The following is a 15,481-nucleotide window of genomic DNA, read 5'->3' on the forward strand; positions in this document are numbered from 1 at the left end:
ATTGCAGGCACGGCGTTATTTTCCCTTGCTGGAAAAGATCGAGTTGAAGAAGTTGTATAGCGCATCACCGGCAATAAACCCGGCAGCCATGATCTCCATCGGCGCGCGGCCTTTATCCCCCCAGCGTTTGATGATCAGAATGCGCAGCGCGATACCGGCAAGCACCGCCCATCCTGCCAAGGCGTTATTAATCAGCAAACCTGTCGCAAGTAGCACGCCGAGCTGGCGTTTAGGCCCCCCAATAAACTGCACTATCGCACCTGGTATAGCCCAAATCAGCAGGCTGGACGCAATACCGGGCTGGGCTCCTGCCTCAATGGTTTTGGCGTATACCCGGGCCACCGGTGGGATCAATTCCTGCAGGAAATAGCTGGTGTACGAGAGATAAACCACGGGAATGGCGATCACAAAAGCAATCATGGCGGCAATCAGCTGAATACGCCGCCCCAGCAGTTCCTGCTGTAAATCCTTACCGTAATCCCGCAGGATAAAACCGGCTTTAAGATCAAAGCCCATATCGGCAAACGCCGGCCCGGTCGCTGCGGTAAATCCGGTGAGAATGCACAGCGCCAGAGGAGGGAAACCAAGCATGATCCCAACGATCAGCGTGATCAGCGCCACCGCAAACGCCGGAAACCAGCCGGAATGCATCGCCGCAATGCCGACGATCAATTCATGTACAAAGGCAGCAAACGCGGCATAGATGACAAACAGCACCAGCATGGTCAGCGACATTTCGCTGTATAGCCCGCCCCCCAAAGCCAGCATCCCGGCAATCACGACATATCCGACAGCCCCCAGACCCAAGGCTTTGCGTACTTCGCTGTCAGGTTGGGTATAGGTAGATGTCGAACTTTGATTTTTGTTGCGGATCACCTGCACCACCTGGATCAATGCCACCAGCCCGGCACCGACCATCACGCCATGCGGAATATAGTGCGCATTGATGTCGACACCGGTCAGCGGCTGGCCATAAGCACGCAGCAGCAGGCCAACACCGAACATGCTCAGCGCCCAGATATTGCCAATAAATGCAGTACCGAAGGCCGCCATGGGGATCTTCAACATCGAGCCTGCAATCCCCACAACAACGCCGACAACCAGCAACCAGGCCTGTTTACCACCACGGTCACCAGCCTTGATAGCCTCCGCCGCCGCGACTCCCGGGGGCCAGGCATTCGCCGCCGGGAACACTTTAGTGTCAAACATCCGGTACAGCAGGTAAGCATCCAGCAGCATCGCCGCCGCTACGCCGCAAAACATCGGCAGGATCAATTGCGGTTGTCCCATGACATAAGGCACGGCAATCGGCATCAGCAGGCTATTGGCCGCCCCGAAGGTGGCTGAGGAAATTACCGTTTGGGCCAGATTCTGAGTGTGTATCGAACGATAGCGTTGGAACATGCGCAGCGGGATCCGGGCCAGCAGCATGGCGATCAGCGCACCGATAATCGAAGTATTAGGCGTCACGCCCAATGTGGTGATCAACTGTACGCCAATTATCGCCCCGACGACGGATAACAGCACCATCACCAGTAACGTACCGATATCTTTCAATGGATTACTCGTTATATCTGGTTTCATAAATCCACCCTGTGAATATCCCTGCTAAATGGCAAAAATAATATTTCTGACACAGATTGCCGATAGAGTTCCATTATTCGAAACCCTATGCGGTGAAATAAATTATTTAGTGCCTGCCTTGGCCACATTAATGGTAGAACGACGCTCTCTACCATTAACTCATCAGCGATATGCCCTGGTGTTGGCGCGCTAATCAAGCCGGTTTACGGTGAGCTATTTGATCTGTTGCCAATAGTCATCACCGAGTTTTTCTGCCAGTTGCCGGGAAACCGTCATTAATGCCTCAAGCACTTGGGGAGAATAAGGCTGGTCCTCGGTCTGCGAGGGGAAAGAGAGGCATAACCCCACCGTCTCACTGCGGTGCTTATTCATCACCGAGGTTGCCAATGAACTGATCCCCGGCAGCGTTTCGTTACGGGCTAATGACCAGCCCTGTTGCCTGATGGTTGCCAACTTTTGCAGCAATGCCTCCAGCGTTTTTGGAGAGTTTGCCGAAGCGACCTGGTAGCCAGCAGCAAAACGCTCACGCACCTGCTCATCACTCTCGCGCGCAAGTATCGCGCGCCCCACAGAAGTTTCTGCCGCTGGCGAATTGGCCCCCACCGGTGTCACCACCTGCAAAAAATGGCGGCCAGGCAGCGTACGCATCACCCAATTCTCCCGCCCCTCCAACACCGATATATAGCCGGTACAGAAGGTTAACTGATTAAGCTGCATCATCGCCGCCGTGGCACTTTCCACCAACGGAGTGGAAAGATAATGGCTAGCCACCCCAAGCAGCAGATAGCCAATATGGTACTGACGGCTTTGCGGATCCCGCTCTAACAGCCCCTGGCTTTCCATCGTTTGTAGCAGGCGCGATACGGTACTTTTTGGCAGCCTCAACCTTTCGACGACATCAGTAAAAGAAATCCCCCCTTGGCCATGCGTTATCTGCCGTTGAGAAAATAGTTTTAATACCGCAGCAGCATTTTCCAAGGTAGTCATGGCTCGTCTTGTTCCACTATATGGAACCCAGTTCCCAATCAATATTTAGAAACCTAAAACCCATTCCACTTATCGTCAAGCAGTTTATTTTTATCACACAGCGAAATTACAGCGAATGATGCTTTAACATTGAGAATACTGCACAGATAGCAAAGTCATTTTCCGAGATAATTGGCATATGTCCGTCTTTCAGCGTCAATATCAGCATAAGCTACCAATATTCGCTAAGTCGTCAGCGCGGTTGATACCGCTATTAAAAGATGGCGTAAGATATACATGGCGAGAGAAGTCTCGGACAGAATGATGGAGATGGAACCAAATGCGGGGAAAAACCGATCGGGGATAGCACAACGCAGTTGAAAAAATGAAGCCGGTTTATACCGGCCACTTGTTGTTACTCCACAGGCTATTCACCCAGGCTTTCATCCTCGTAACGCCGCTTGGCGTCTAACGCTTCCCGCTCGGTTTCATGCTCGCTGATCAGCGTATCGGGTTTGGGGTGATCGGCCCGTAGCTCATACCAACGAACCTGCTTGCCCACTTCGCCCTTGTCTACGGCCTTGATACGCGCCGTTCTCGGGTAGGGAGGTTTACTCGGCATAGTGCTCTCCAATGTGATGACCTGTTGTTAAGTATAGACAACCACACTGAAATGCCAGTTATCGGCGCGACCCCAAATCCCGGTCCTGGTGTTCACCGGCCAGCAACTGTGTCAGTTCAACACAGGATTGGATCTGGCCATCACGCACGGTGAAATGGGCTAACACCCTAATCTGGCTCTGGCTGCCATCACGTTTTTCAATATTCACCCAATGATGGGTGAAGACATTTTCCCCGGCGGCGGCGATGGCGAGGATCTGAAGCTGCATGCTGCAGGTGATCTGTTTAAGCAAGGCCATATGCTGGATAAACTGCGGGTAATCTAGCGTATGACCATCCACCGTCTGGTGATAGTGGCGGCTGAACAGATTGGCAATCAGCTCGGGCTGGTGTTCAGGATTAGCTACAATTTGCTGTAAAGCCGTAAGGACAAGAGTTTGGTGAATCATGCTGTTCTCTCCGGTGTGATAGCGTCCAAAGAGCATAAAGGCAATCAGCAATGGCATAATAACCGTATCAAGCTATTCAATAACGCTAATCGGCCAACCTGATGAAACTGCACAGCGAACGTTTGTTGCACGCTAAAAAACACCTGACGCCTTGGCATCAGCATCAACAGGGGCAGGTCTATCTGTTGACCCACGGCATGATGATGTTAGAAACCGCGGGGCAGCAGTGGGCAATGACTGCCGGTAACCTTGGCTGGCTTCCGCCCCACTGCCCTCATCAGGCACTGGCCTGCGGCAAGGTGATCGGCTGGATCCTTTATTTACCCGAGACCTGCGGCAACACATTGGCGGCAACGCCACGCCTGACCGCCGCCAACGCCTTAAGCTTGGCGCTGGTTGAACGCATTGCACAGTTTTCTGCGCCGCTCGACATGGCGCAACAACGTTTGGTGGAGATTCTGCTCGATGAGATGCGAAGCGAGGAGGCCGAACCGCTGCAACTACCGCTGCCACAAGATGCCCGGTTGCTGAGAATTGCCTATGGCTTATTGAACGATCCCGCCAATGATCGCCAACAAGGTGAATGGGCTGCATGGGCGGGCTTAAGCCCCCGCACCCTTAGCCGACGCTTTATGCAGGAAACCGGCATGAGTTTTTCCCGCTGGCGTCAACAAGCCAGGGTGATCCGTTCGTTGGAGGCGCTATCGGCCGGTATGCCCGTTGCTAACGTAGCCAACGAATGTGGCTATGAGAACGTCAGCGCCTATATTGCCGCCTTCCGTCAGCGATTTGGCATAACGCCAGGGCTTTATTTTACTTAGTTAATCGGCTGCGGCTAAGCGGGCGCAGCATGCGGCGCCCCTACAGCACATAGCGAGTGGGTTGGGATTGGTCAGTGATATCGTGGCACAAGATGTGGCCAGGGAAAATTACTTTACCGCCTCGCCTTGCAAGACCGCCAAGATTTGCTCGACTACCTGCTGGGGATTAGCGGTGCCATCCATAACATGGTGCGCAGCCTCCTGATAGAGAGCCTCACGTACCGCCAATACTTCCAGCATTTCTTCGGCAATGGGACGGCCAGTGAGCGTTGGGCGCTGCCCCTCTTCCGGAAACTCTGCCAGCCGTTGCGCCAATACGCTGGCTGGGGCACGTAGGTAGATCACTGTGCCATGCTGACGCATAAAACGCCGGTTCTCTTCGGCCAGGATCGCCCCACCGCCAGTGGCAACTATGGTTGACGGTTGAGTTACCGCTTGCAGGGTCTGGGTTTCGCGCTGACGAAATCCCTGCCAACCCACCTGTGCGACCATTTCCGCTACGCTCATTTGCGTGGTTTGCTGCATAAACAGATCGGTGTCGATAAACCGATAGCCCAGCGCCTGCGCCAATGCACTGCCGACCGTGGTTTTACCTGCTCCACGAGCTCCTACCATAAAAATGGCTTGTGTCATTACGGGTTGTCCCTTTTGCGGTGACTGAATGCATTAGATTGCCTGCGAACCTGTCCGCAGGTCGATCGAGCGTTGGCGTTGTAACTGCATCATACCGCCCTGAATCTGTATTTCAATCTTTACGATAGTGTAAATTCCATAGCACAGCGGCTATTGGCAGTAAACCCATGTTCTACCTCCTGCGCCAGAAGATGCTGTAGATACGCATCCAACCGTGCAACAGGAATGGTGCGAAAGCCAAGGCGCTGGTAATAAGGTGCATTCCATGCCACTTGCACGAACGTCGTTAGCGTTAACCGTTGGATGCCTTGGCGCAAGGCCAGCCGGGCAATCTCTTCGATCAGGCGCTTGCCCACGCCTTGCCGCTGCCAATTGGCCGCAACCGAAAGCTCGGCGATATGCCAGCTGTGCGGAAATGGCTGCACCGCGATAAAACCGGCGATCTGCTCAGTTGGGCTAGCCATCACCCACTCCTGCTGCTGCTCGATAAAATCGACGTGCTGCCGCGGGCTCATCACCTCACCTTCGGCAATAAACTGTAACTCTGGCTGCTGGCGAAACAGCTGGGCGGCGGAGCGTTCAACCGCGACCAACTGCGGGATATCCTGCGGTTGTGCCAAGCGTAGCTTCAGGCTCATGTCTGGCTCCTGGTTAGCGGCCGGCTATTTAAACAGATTTTGCCGCAGGCAGAAATCACCAATAGCGCCACAAAGTGCTATATGATAATTACTCTCATTTAAATATTCAATCAACAGCGAAGATACGCCCTGAACAATCTCAGCAGATAAAAAACCAAAAGCAGTCGCCACGCTGCGGCCTTGCAGGCTAAATTGGTATCACAACACCGGGGGATAAATATGGCTCAACAGATCGTTACGCTGACAGACTACCCACACTTTGCCGATGTCTGTGCCGCTTGGGCATTCGGCCAATGGGGTTCACAACGAGGCGGCACGCTAGAACGTACCCGCCAACGCTTTGCTTTGTGCAGTAAACCCAGCGAGGATTTCCTGACGCTGCTACTGATTGATGGCGAGCGCCCACTGGGGATGGCCAGCCTGTGGCCAAGTGACGACCATCATCGCATGGACCTCTCCCCCTGGCTGGCCGGTGTCTTTGTACACCCGGATCATCGTCGGCAGGGTATTGCCCAGCGCCTGGAGCAGGCGATCGTCAGCGCGGCACAACAACGCAGCCATCCCGTTCTGCATCTGATCACCGATCACAGCGAGGGGTTGTACGCCGGTTGGGGCTGGCAGACTATTGAACGCCGCCAGCAATATGGCGACGAAGTGGTGGTGATGGAAAAGCGGCTATGATCAGCGCGGGGTACACACATACACCAACGCAGGGGGGAAGTTACGCACCTCCAGCCGCCGCTGCCAATGAAAATAGCGCGAGAGCAGCTTTTCCGAGAGATGGCTGTATTGGAACAGCACCAACGTGCCGTTGTTGGCCCGTAAACGCTGCTGCGCCTGCTGCAAGATACGCACTCTTATCCTGAGCGGGATCGACAGCAGCGGCAGGCAGGAAAAAATAACGTCGTAATCGCGCTCCAGCCTTTCCGCCGAATAGGCCATCACCCGCAGGCGGCCATCATCAATCTGTTGCAGCTTGTGGACGAAGCTGGTTTGAATTTCATAGGCATCCAGTTGAGCATCGGCCCGCATGCGGCCCAGGATCCGTTTGGTCAGCACACCGTCCGCCGCCCCAAGCTCGGCCACCGTCAAGGCTTGCGTCCACTCGATCTGGTGCAACATAGCCTGGCAGAGCCATTGGGAGGAAGGTGCCAATGTGCCCACGGTTCGGGGGGAGACCATAAACTGCTGAAGGTAGGAAAAGTGATGCTTTAGTTGCAGCCGTGTCGCATTTAACATTGAGGCCTCCGTCGTATGAGTTCCCCAATGTGGACTGAATTTCTTAAGGTTTCATTAACCCCATTCCGAAAACTGTCCTGATAGTTGTAATCAAATGCAACCAGGCATCATAAAATAAAAATCCAAAAGGCTGCGATAATAATCAACCAACAAAGTATTGGACAGATTATTATCCGCAGCCGTCTATTATATTGGCCAACCTCATTGGCCACTCAGCTATTTATCGTTGATTAATTAGCGATAAACTTCCGCAGTGCCACGCCAAGCGCTGGAATCCCCTGGATTATCCAGGCCAATGATTCGATAGTGCGTTGCACCGTCTTCAGTCGCTTTTTGTTTCAACGCATGGATAGCGTCATCCGGTGAGCCGCTAATACCGGAAACCGACACCACGCCGATGCTCTGCATGCTGCTGGCTTGAGTGCTATCAACCTGTTTGGCGCCCATGGTTGCGGCCATGGTGGAGAATGAAGCGGTGGCGATCAGTGCTGCTGCGATGCATGGTAATAGTTTCATGATTGACTCCGTTATTTTCATTTGAACTCGTTCTCAGTGAGGTTAATTATGAGTTAACCATTGAAAACAGACGTCATCCAATGTAAAGAAGCTCAATCATTGTGAGCAAAATAAGGAGAAAGTGAGAGTGGGTATTTCCTGATAGCGCATAACTTTATTTATAGCGCAAATTTTACGCTCTATTTGAAAAAATTAATAATTATATTTAGTCAACAGAGATAACCCGGTTTATTTTAAAGCAATTTTCTTTCTCCCTGCCCCCGCTCAACGGATAATTGGGCCAAACCTGGCCCAATTATCCGGCAGACATTCTTCTATCAACTTACTGCACCTGTTCAGCGCAATGGTTCTGGCAGGGTCAGCACCCACAGTTCGCTCAAGGACTCTGGCTGTACCAATGGCCGCAATTCAATCGTCGTGTTTACCGGTTTACCTGCCAAACTCAGCTTTCCTTGCTGATCCAGCTGATAGTCGCCAATCTTCTTCCCTTCAGGCTCAGCGTTGACCAGCTTGGCCTGCAAACCAAAGTCGTTGTCGTTAATCACCGCCAGTGTGCGATTGTCGATCAGCGCCAATCCTTCCACCTTCTCCTGCTGCCAACCCAGTTTACGCAGATCGACCACTTCACGTTTCTGGGCCAGCTTCACCCCACGCTTGGCCAGTTCGCTGGTATCAGCAAATTCCAACGCCTTGCCCTGGCCATCGAACGACGTCAGATCGCTGGCCTCGCTAAGATCAACCAAATAGATCTTGTTCATCATTTGCTTGTCTTTGTCACTGCCCTGTTCGATCAGCAGGATATGTTGATTATCGACCGCCACGATATCGCCAATCTTGGCATCTTTGGCTTTCTGGTAACGGGCGATATCGATCGGATAACCATACATGGCCGTTTTGCCACTGGCAGGATCAAAGCTGACTAAACGGGTAAACTGCGCCTGGTTCTTGCTCTTGCCATCGATATCCAGCGTGCTCTGCACCGCGGCCAGGATCCGCCCATCCGGCAACCGGGTTACGCCTTCAAAACCCCGGTTCGGTTGACGCCATTTAATAATGTTTGGCAGACCGCTAGCAACCGCTTGCTCCCCCGCTAACGGCGTTGGGCCATATTTCGCCAGAATTTTACCCTGGCCATCGATATGGGTCAGGAAGGGGCCATATTCGTCACACAGCCAATAGCCCCCTTTGCCGTCTGGCGTGATCCCCTCGGTATCCAACCCGCGTTTGTCACTCGCCAGCGGCTTGAGCGTATCCGTCAATGCCACTTCATTCGTTGAGCCAATCAGGTTGCCAGGCAACGGCAAGCCGCTAACAGGGCCGTTATCATCGTGCAAAGGACGGGCTTGGGTGGCAATGGCCTTACCGCCACCAATACGGATTTCCATCAATAGGGGAACAAAGGCCGGGTTGGCAAAAATCTTGGCCTCCTGTTTGCCGACTGCTGGCGCATCGGCGTTCGGGCCACGATCGGTCACGGTGGTCAGCAGTAGATCCCCCCCTTCCTGGCCATTAAATACCAGCCCGGAACCAATCCCTACCGGTAGCCCATTGGGAAACTGGCTGGCAAAAGCGCCGGAATAGCCCACTCGATCGCCATCAGGAAAGCTGACGTTGTAACGAGCAACGCCAATATCGGCAGCATGGGACAACAGCGGTAATACAGAGGCCAACAACACGCCAAGCGGTTTGATTCTCATAGCATTAACTCTTTGTAAGGGAAAGTAACAGCCTGAAAGCCTAACCACCAACGGTGACACTTTCATGACAGCTGAGTCTAATTCAGCGGATAACAAATAGAAATAAACAATCAGCCCTTCATTATTGAGTGATAAAAACCAATTGAAAAATAAGAATTTACCCATGCGAAAAATAAAACACGGAATTAATCCTATATAAAATAGGAAAATTACCCATAAGCAAGATAAAAAAACAGCAAAAAATAAGATAATTTCTTAAAATATTCGCTTTCACATAGACAAAATAAAAAGATAGGGCTTTAATACCGGCCGTAATCGAAGGTGTGCGCGAAAATTTATGCTATAGGCCACTACAATATTAAAAAGGTGCTCTATAGTTTTAATGCTAACGTCCGTTAGTTTGTTCCCCCAGCAGGATGGAATCTATGTCAAAGCGACTTTTTGCCGAATTTTTCGGTACTTTTTGGTTGGTGTTCGGTGGTTGTGGTAGCGCAGTGCTGGCCGCAGCCTTTCCTCAATTAGGTATTGGTTTTGCTGGAGTTGCTTTAGCGTTCGGCCTTACCGTGGTCACCATGGCCTATGCTGTTGGCCATATTTCTGGTGGGCACTTTAACCCAGCAGTCACAATGGGATTATTTGCAGGCGGCCGTTTCCCTGCCAAAGATGTTATTCCCTATGTGGTTGCCCAGGTGATTGGTGGTATTGCCGCCGCCGCGGTGCTTTATTTAGTTGCCAGCGGTAAAACCGGCTTTGATGCAACTACCAGCGGTTTTGCTTCTAACGGCTATGGCGAGCATTCACCGGGTGGTTATTCTTTGCAGGCCGCCATCGTTATTGAATTAGTACTGACCGCATTCTTCCTGATCGTTATCCATGGTGCGACCGATAAACGCGCACCGGCAGGCTTTGCGCCTTTGGCCATCGGCCTGGCGTTGACACTGATCCACCTGATCAGTATTCCTGTTACCAATACCTCAGTTAACCCGGCACGTAGTACCGCCGTGGCAATCTTCCAGGGGACCTGGGCGTTGCAACAGCTGTGGGTATTCTGGCTGGTACCGCTGATCGGCGGTGTTATCGGTGGCTTGATCTACCGTTGCCTGTTGGAAGACAAGAAGTAAGTATGGATTTTCAGGGCAGCCCGCAACGGCTGCCCTGAAATTTTAACCTTTTACCGCTTCGAACATCATGATGTCACTGGTAAATGAGCCATCGGTCTGAATGGCAAAGTGTTGGCGAACATCTTCTGCTCCCCCCTGCTGTAACGCACGGATCGCCGTGACAAAATGCTCAGGCGTACGCATCCGGGCCACCCAACTGCTGAACTCCAAATCCAGACGATCGGCCGTGACTTCCCGCACCAGCAACCCCGACTCAGTAAACATGCTCAACCACTCACCCGGTGCATAGTTACGCACGTGCGAAGTATCCCGCAGCACTTCGACCGTTTGCAGATAGATATCCAATAACGGATGCCCAGGGGAAACCACATCCATAAAGATGGCTCGCCCGCCGGGTTTCAATACCCGTTTAACTTCACGCAATGCCCGACCCACATCGTGCCAATGGTGTGCCGAGTAGCGGCTGATCACCACGTCAAAGCTGGCGTCATCAAAGGGTAAGTACTCCGCCACGCCCTGCTGCACCTGAATATTCGCCAATCCCTTTTCCTGTGCCGCGTTGCCGACCACCGTCAGCATCTGCGCCGACAGATCGTACGCCACCACCTGCCCAACATGGGCCGCAGCGGTAAAGCTGGCATGCCCTGCCCCACACCCCAGATCGAGCAAGCGGGCATCGGTACTCCCTGCCAACAGCTTGGCCAGGCGTTGCAGGTCTTTCCCTTGCGCATGTACCGCACTGGTCAGGTAGGCATTGGCCTGTTCGCCAAACTGGCGGTCGACCGCATTTTTATGGCTGTTGCTGATGCTCATAGCTGCTCCCATTATTATCTGGCTTACGCCGGTGCCGAGATGGCTGGTAATGACTATAATCAAGCAGCTATACGGGTACAATATGAGCAGTTATCCTAGTATAAACAGGTACCACCCTAATGGAATCAGACGCAATTTCCAGCCAGAAAGCCCTTGGTGCCTTTTTACGTGCGCACCGCGAGCGGGTCACGCCAGAAATGCTGGGCCTGCCCACCGCCACACGTCGCCGCACCAGTGGTTTACGCCGTGAAGAGTTGGCACAAATCAGTGGCATCAGCGCCACCTGGTATACCTGGATAGAACAGGGGCGCGAGGTGTCGATTTCCCCCTATACGCTGGCACGCATCGCCACCGCGTTACGGCTGGGACATGCCGAGCGGCACTATCTGTTCACCCTGGCACATATCACCGATCCTGAAAAAGAACAGCCGCAGGAAACGATTAATGCCGCCGTACTGCAAAGCGTGCATCAAATGACCGTGCCCTGTTATCTGCTCGATCTCACCTGGAATATGGTGGCCTGGAACCCACAGGCGGAGGAGCTGTTCTGCGATTGGCTTAAGCAGGCAAAAACCCCCAACCTGCTGCACTTCATGTTTTTTCACCCTCAGGCGAAGATGCTGGTCAGTGACTGGGAAAATCGGGCTCGACGAGTGGTGGCCGAGTTTCGTGCAGAAACCAGCCATCATCAGGGAACGGAAGAGATACGTGCCTTTGTGCGCAATATGACCCACAACAGCGACGCTTTTCATCATTGGTGGAAACAGCAGGACGTGATGGCCCGTGAAGGCGGCGAACGTACCTTCAGCCACCCACAGCAGGGGGAGCGGCATTTTCAGCAAGTAACGTTCTACCCGGCGGAGCACAGCGGGTTGAAGTTGGTTATGTTAATGCCGTTACGCTAGCCCGCTAAAAAATTAATGCGCCTGGCAAACGGCGTTAGGGGGTTTGGTCACTGTCAATCTTCGCCAGAACCTGGCGGTAAGCTTTGACTTTCTGGCGTTTTTTCAGCCAGGTAGTGGTTGAAACGACAAAAATGGCGCCGGACATGGCCAATACGCCGGTGGGATGGCCATAAAACGCCATCAGAGCAAAGTAAGCGGCTGAAACAATTGCCACCCATTTCGCCGAATTACCGACGGCATTTTTTTCTAGACTCAACCGACGGAGTGCTTCTTCTTCACTGATTCCCATACGCGCTCCTTGTGAAATTAACACTCCATTATATGTGGAAATACCGCTGAATTTTCAATCGGTTTATCAGTAAAGAAGCGTAAATTTCAATATGTTGCCCGTTGAGCAAAGAGCGGGGATGGGATTTTGGGAGACGTTTTATTGGAACAGGGCGCAGCCTGGTAGCTGCGCCACACCGATCACTTGCCTGAGGTCAGCGCACTGTAGCTGGTCATCAGGTTACGATAGTCTGGAATATGGTTGGCAAACAGCGTCCCCAAGCCTTCGACATCATTACGCCAGTCACGGTGCAATTCGCAAGCCACGCCGAACCAGGTCATTAACTGCGCGCCTTCGGCTTCCATGCGGCTCCATGCGGACTGCCGCGTCAACTCGTTAAAGGTACCGGAGGCATCAGTCACCACAAAGACCTCAAAACCTTCAGCCAATGCCGACAATGCCGGGAACGCCACGCAGACCTCCGTCACCACGCCAGCGATGATCAACTGTTTGCGACCAGTGGCTTTAACCGCCTTAACGAAGTCTTCATTGTCCCAGGCGTTAATCTGACCAGGGCGTGCAATATAAGGCGCATCTGGGAACTGGGCCTTTAACTCGGGCACCAAAGGACCATTGGGGCCAGTTTCAAAACTGGTGGTCAGGATTGTCGGCAGATTGAAGTATTTCGCCAGATCGCCCAGAGCCAATACGTTGTTCTTGAAACGATCGGGATCGATATCGCGTACCAGTGATAGCAGCCCAGCTTGATGATCCACCAGCAGCACGGCGGCCTGGTCTTTATCGAGACGCTTGTAATTTGCTGTCATGTTACAACTCCTTCCTATGGGTAAGTTAAGTAGGTGCCCGATACGGAGAACGTTTTCCGTACCGGGACACAGAGGTTATTGATTGCTGCCTGCGGTAGTCAGCGGCATCGCGCCAAACTGACCGCTGTTGAAATCACGGAAAGCCTGTTGGATCTCCGCCTCGCTGTTCATCACGAAGGGGCCGTAACCGACGATGGGCTCATCGATAGGTTCACCACTCAGCACCAGCAAGCTGACGTCACCATTTGCCTCTAGGGTGATTGAGTCGCCAGCGCGATCCAGCAGCACCATTTGCGTTTCCCGCACAATCTGCTCGCCGTTGACCAGAATCGCCCCATGCAGCATTACCACGGCCAGCGTATGCCCTTCCTCCACCTGCAAAGTGGTGGTATGCCCGGCGTTCAGCTTCATATCCCACACGTTGATCGGGCTGAAGGTACGCGCTGGGCCAGCATGACCACCGTAGTTCCCGGCAATCACCCTGACCTGCCCGGCGTTATCTGCCAGAGGCACGACAGGAATATCCTGGTTCAGCAAAGTCTGGTAACCCGGCGCCGCCATTTTGTCTTTGGCTGGCAGGTTGACCCAAAGTTGCACCATTTCTATGGTGCCCCCTTTCTGCGAAAAGTCTTTGGAATGAAACTCTTCGTGCAAGATGCCCGACGCTGCCGTCATCCACTGCACATCGCCAGGGCCGATCACCCCTCCGCTGCCGGTGGAATCGCGATGCTCTACTTCGCCCTGATAGACGATGGTGACCGTTTCAAACCCGCGATGGGGATGCTGCCCCACGCCACGTCGGCCACTGTGCGAGCGGAATTTGGTTGGCGCAGCGTGATCCAGCAGCAGGAACGGGCTCATCTCTGCACCCAGTTCGTTATATGAGAACAGGGAGTTCACCAGGAAACCGTTGCCGACCCAGTGAGCTTCCGGGCTGTTATAAACACCAAGGATCTTTTTCATCTTAAACTCCTGTTGCTGGCCTCGCGGCCTAACGTTGATGACAGAAGTTTAGTCCAGGGCGATTTGCCGCAGTAGTCGGCAAGATATACACTCAGTGTTCTATAAATAGAACGATAGGGGAACCGATGCAGACAGACCTGAACGATCTGTATTTCTTCGCCAGCGTGGTAGACCATCAGGGATTTGCCCCGGCAGGGCGTGCGCTGGGCATTCCCAAATCGAAGCTCAGCCGCCGCGTGGCGCAGTTGGAAGAACGGCTCGGCGTACGCCTGATCCAGCGTTCAACCCGGCGTTTCTCGGTGACCGATTTAGGGCAAAGCTATTATGTGCACTGCAAGGCGATGCTGGTTGAGGCCGAAGCGGCACAGCAGGCAATCGAACAGACCCGGGCGGAGCCTTGCGGCACGGTACGCATGTCTTGCCCGGTGGCGATGTTGCATACGCGTATCGGTAGCATGGTGGCCAGGTTTATGGCGGATTATCCACGAGTGACGGTGCATCTGGAGGCGACCAACCGCCGGGTCGATGTGGTGGGTGAAGGGTTGGATCTGGCGGTTCGAGTCAGGCCACCGCCGTTAGAAGACAGCGACCTGGTATTGAAAATCCTGGCTCAGCGCAGCTGGTGCATCGCAGCCAGCCCGGCATTGGTACGCACCATCGGCGCTATCGATTCACCCGCTGGGTTGCAGAACTACCCAACGCTCGATCTCGGCCCGGCCAGAACACAGCATCAATGGCAACTCAGCGGCCCGGAGGGGCAGACGTTCCAGTGGGAGCATCAGCCCAGACTGGTCACCGACGACATGCTGATGCTGCGTACCGCGGCAATTGCCGGGGCCGGTATCGTTCAACTGCCGACCATGATGATGCACGACGAGATCCTGCGGGGCGATCTGGTGCAACTGTTACCCGGCTGGCAACCTCAGGGCGGCGTGATCCATATTGTCTATCCCTCACGCCGTGGCATGCTGCCAGCGGTACGGCTACTGATCGATTTTCTGGCTCAGCAGTTTGCCACCCTGGAGGAAGCGTGATCAGGCGGTGATTTCGATCGCGTTGCCGTCTGGATCGCGAATGATGGCCTCATAAAAGCCATCACCGGTCCAGCGCGGTGCCGCCTCCAAAATCCCCTCTTGCTTGGCCCGCTGTGCAAGTTCGTCCACCAACGCCTCGCTGCCAAGCGACAGCGCAATATGGGCCCAACCCACGCGTTCCTCACCTTTCCCCCCCGGCAACAGTCCAGGGACGCACATGATCTCCAACGCGGGGCCATCCGCCAGTTGAACAAAGCGTGAGATAAAGCCTGGGCGATTCTTGCTTACATACTCCTCCCCCGCTACGCCATTGAAATAGCGCTGCCAGAAGCCGACCTGAGCCTCAATATCCTGTGTCCATAGGGCAACATGGGCGATTTTCATCA

At 53.6% G+C, this 15,481-nt stretch carries 19 protein-coding genes; 5 read left to right on the forward strand and 14 right to left on the reverse strand.

Going from position 1 to position 15,481, the window contains the following annotated elements:
- Window positions 1-15: 15 nt before the first annotated feature.
- The 4 genes from IMQ33_RS23490 to IMQ33_RS23505 all read right to left on the reverse strand — a co-directional run bounded on the left by IMQ33_RS23490 (window position 16) and on the right by IMQ33_RS23505 (window position 3,620).
- Complete coding sequence (locus IMQ33_RS23490) at window positions 16-1,584, reverse strand: OPT/YSL family transporter (RefSeq protein WP_196062935.1); 1,569 nt, start codon at window positions 1,582-1,584, stop codon at window positions 16-18.
- A gap of 213 nt (window positions 1,585-1,797) precedes the next feature.
- Window positions 1,798-2,571, reverse strand: a complete 774-nt coding sequence (locus tag IMQ33_RS23495) for an IclR family transcriptional regulator (protein WP_196062936.1) — start codon at window positions 2,569-2,571, stop codon at window positions 1,798-1,800.
- A gap of 406 nt (window positions 2,572-2,977) precedes the next feature.
- Window positions 2,978-3,172: a YaiA family protein gene (locus tag IMQ33_RS23500; protein ID WP_021180227.1), complete on the reverse strand. Its 195-nt coding sequence runs from the start codon at window positions 3,170-3,172 to the stop codon at window positions 2,978-2,980.
- Window positions 3,173-3,230: 58 nt separating this feature from the next.
- Entirely contained in the window at window positions 3,231-3,620 is a 390-nt protein-coding gene (locus IMQ33_RS23505; RefSeq protein ID WP_065683935.1) for a nuclear transport factor 2 family protein, read from the reverse strand.
- A gap of 101 nt (window positions 3,621-3,721) precedes the next feature.
- Between IMQ33_RS23505 and IMQ33_RS23510 the strand changes: the two genes are divergently transcribed.
- Window positions 3,722-4,441: a helix-turn-helix transcriptional regulator gene (locus IMQ33_RS23510; RefSeq protein ID WP_370573176.1), complete on the forward strand. Its 720-nt coding sequence runs from the start codon at window positions 3,722-3,724 to the stop codon at window positions 4,439-4,441.
- 108 nt (window positions 4,442-4,549) lie between these two features.
- Here the strand turns inward: IMQ33_RS23510 and aroL are convergent, their stop codons facing one another.
- Window positions 4,550-5,074 (reverse strand): shikimate kinase AroL, encoded by a 525-nt coding sequence (aroL, locus tag IMQ33_RS23515; RefSeq protein ID WP_065683895.1) that lies wholly within the window; start codon window positions 5,072-5,074, stop codon window positions 4,550-4,552.
- A gap of 119 nt (window positions 5,075-5,193) precedes the next feature.
- Window positions 5,194-5,712 (reverse strand): GNAT family N-acetyltransferase, encoded by a 519-nt coding sequence (locus IMQ33_RS23520; RefSeq protein ID WP_065683894.1) that lies wholly within the window; start codon window positions 5,710-5,712, stop codon window positions 5,194-5,196.
- A gap of 219 nt (window positions 5,713-5,931) precedes the next feature.
- Between IMQ33_RS23520 and IMQ33_RS23525 the strand changes: the two genes are divergently transcribed.
- Window positions 5,932-6,393: a GNAT family N-acetyltransferase gene (locus tag IMQ33_RS23525; RefSeq protein ID WP_065683893.1), complete on the forward strand. Its 462-nt coding sequence runs from the start codon at window positions 5,932-5,934 to the stop codon at window positions 6,391-6,393.
- Here IMQ33_RS23525 and IMQ33_RS23530 read toward each other — a convergent pair whose 3' ends face one another.
- The 3 genes from IMQ33_RS23530 to IMQ33_RS23540 all read right to left on the reverse strand — a co-directional run bounded on the left by IMQ33_RS23530 (window position 6,394) and on the right by IMQ33_RS23540 (window position 9,164).
- Window positions 6,394-6,951, reverse strand: coding sequence for a class I SAM-dependent methyltransferase (locus IMQ33_RS23530; RefSeq protein WP_065683892.1), 558 nt, complete (start codon window positions 6,949-6,951; stop codon window positions 6,394-6,396). It abuts the gene before it with no gap.
- Window positions 6,952-7,185: 234 nt separating this feature from the next.
- Complete coding sequence (locus tag IMQ33_RS23535; RefSeq protein ID WP_098928466.1) at window positions 7,186-7,467, reverse strand: DUF1471 domain-containing protein; 282 nt, start codon at window positions 7,465-7,467, stop codon at window positions 7,186-7,188.
- Window positions 7,468-7,802: 335 nt separating this feature from the next.
- Window positions 7,803-9,164, reverse strand: a complete 1,362-nt coding sequence (locus tag IMQ33_RS23540) for an esterase-like activity of phytase family protein (protein ID WP_196062937.1) — start codon at window positions 9,162-9,164, stop codon at window positions 7,803-7,805.
- 425 nt (window positions 9,165-9,589) lie between these two features.
- Between IMQ33_RS23540 and aqpZ the strand changes: the two genes are divergently transcribed.
- On the forward strand, window positions 9,590-10,285 hold the full coding sequence (aqpZ, locus tag IMQ33_RS23545; RefSeq protein WP_065683889.1) for an aquaporin Z: 696 nt from the start codon (window positions 9,590-9,592) through the stop codon (window positions 10,283-10,285).
- Between the two features lie 42 nt (window positions 10,286-10,327).
- On the opposite strand, the gene IMQ33_RS23550 is transcribed toward aqpZ, so the two are convergent.
- On the reverse strand, window positions 10,328-11,098 hold the full coding sequence (locus IMQ33_RS23550; RefSeq protein ID WP_196062938.1) for a class I SAM-dependent methyltransferase: 771 nt from the start codon (window positions 11,096-11,098) through the stop codon (window positions 10,328-10,330).
- Window positions 11,099-11,217: 119 nt separating this feature from the next.
- Between IMQ33_RS23550 and IMQ33_RS23555 the strand changes: the two genes are divergently transcribed.
- Window positions 11,218-12,003, forward strand: a complete 786-nt coding sequence (locus IMQ33_RS23555; protein ID WP_065683887.1) for a helix-turn-helix transcriptional regulator — start codon at window positions 11,218-11,220, stop codon at window positions 12,001-12,003.
- A gap of 34 nt (window positions 12,004-12,037) precedes the next feature.
- Here IMQ33_RS23555 and IMQ33_RS23560 read toward each other — a convergent pair whose 3' ends face one another.
- The 3 genes from IMQ33_RS23560 to IMQ33_RS23570 form a co-directional block, all read right to left on the reverse strand.
- Window positions 12,038-12,292, reverse strand: coding sequence for a hypothetical protein (locus tag IMQ33_RS23560; RefSeq protein WP_021180237.1), 255 nt, complete (start codon window positions 12,290-12,292; stop codon window positions 12,038-12,040).
- 179 nt (window positions 12,293-12,471) lie between these two features.
- A complete protein-coding gene (ycaC, locus tag IMQ33_RS23565; RefSeq protein ID WP_196062939.1) occupies window positions 12,472-13,098 on the reverse strand; it encodes an isochorismate family cysteine hydrolase YcaC in 627 nt (208 codons plus the stop codon).
- 75 nt (window positions 13,099-13,173) lie between these two features.
- Window positions 13,174-14,061 carry a pirin family protein gene (locus IMQ33_RS23570; RefSeq protein ID WP_024483887.1) on the reverse strand — a complete coding sequence of 296 codons (888 nt, stop codon included), beginning with the start codon at window positions 14,059-14,061 and terminating at the stop codon, window positions 13,174-13,176.
- Between the two features lie 125 nt (window positions 14,062-14,186).
- Between IMQ33_RS23570 and IMQ33_RS23575 the strand changes: the two genes are divergently transcribed.
- Window positions 14,187-15,095: a LysR family transcriptional regulator gene (locus IMQ33_RS23575; protein WP_021805533.1), complete on the forward strand. Its 909-nt coding sequence runs from the start codon at window positions 14,187-14,189 to the stop codon at window positions 15,093-15,095.
- On the opposite strand, the gene IMQ33_RS23580 is transcribed toward IMQ33_RS23575, so the two are convergent.
- Entirely contained in the window at window positions 15,096-15,479 is a 384-nt protein-coding gene (locus tag IMQ33_RS23580) for a VOC family protein (protein WP_196062949.1), read from the reverse strand.
- Between the last annotated feature and the right edge of the window lie 2 nt (window positions 15,480-15,481).

This window comes from Serratia sp. Res13-Sevr-LER1-36-b (assembly GCF_015673035.1).
Taxonomy (GTDB): Bacteria; Pseudomonadota; Gammaproteobacteria; order Enterobacterales; family Enterobacteriaceae; genus Chania; species Chania fonticola_C.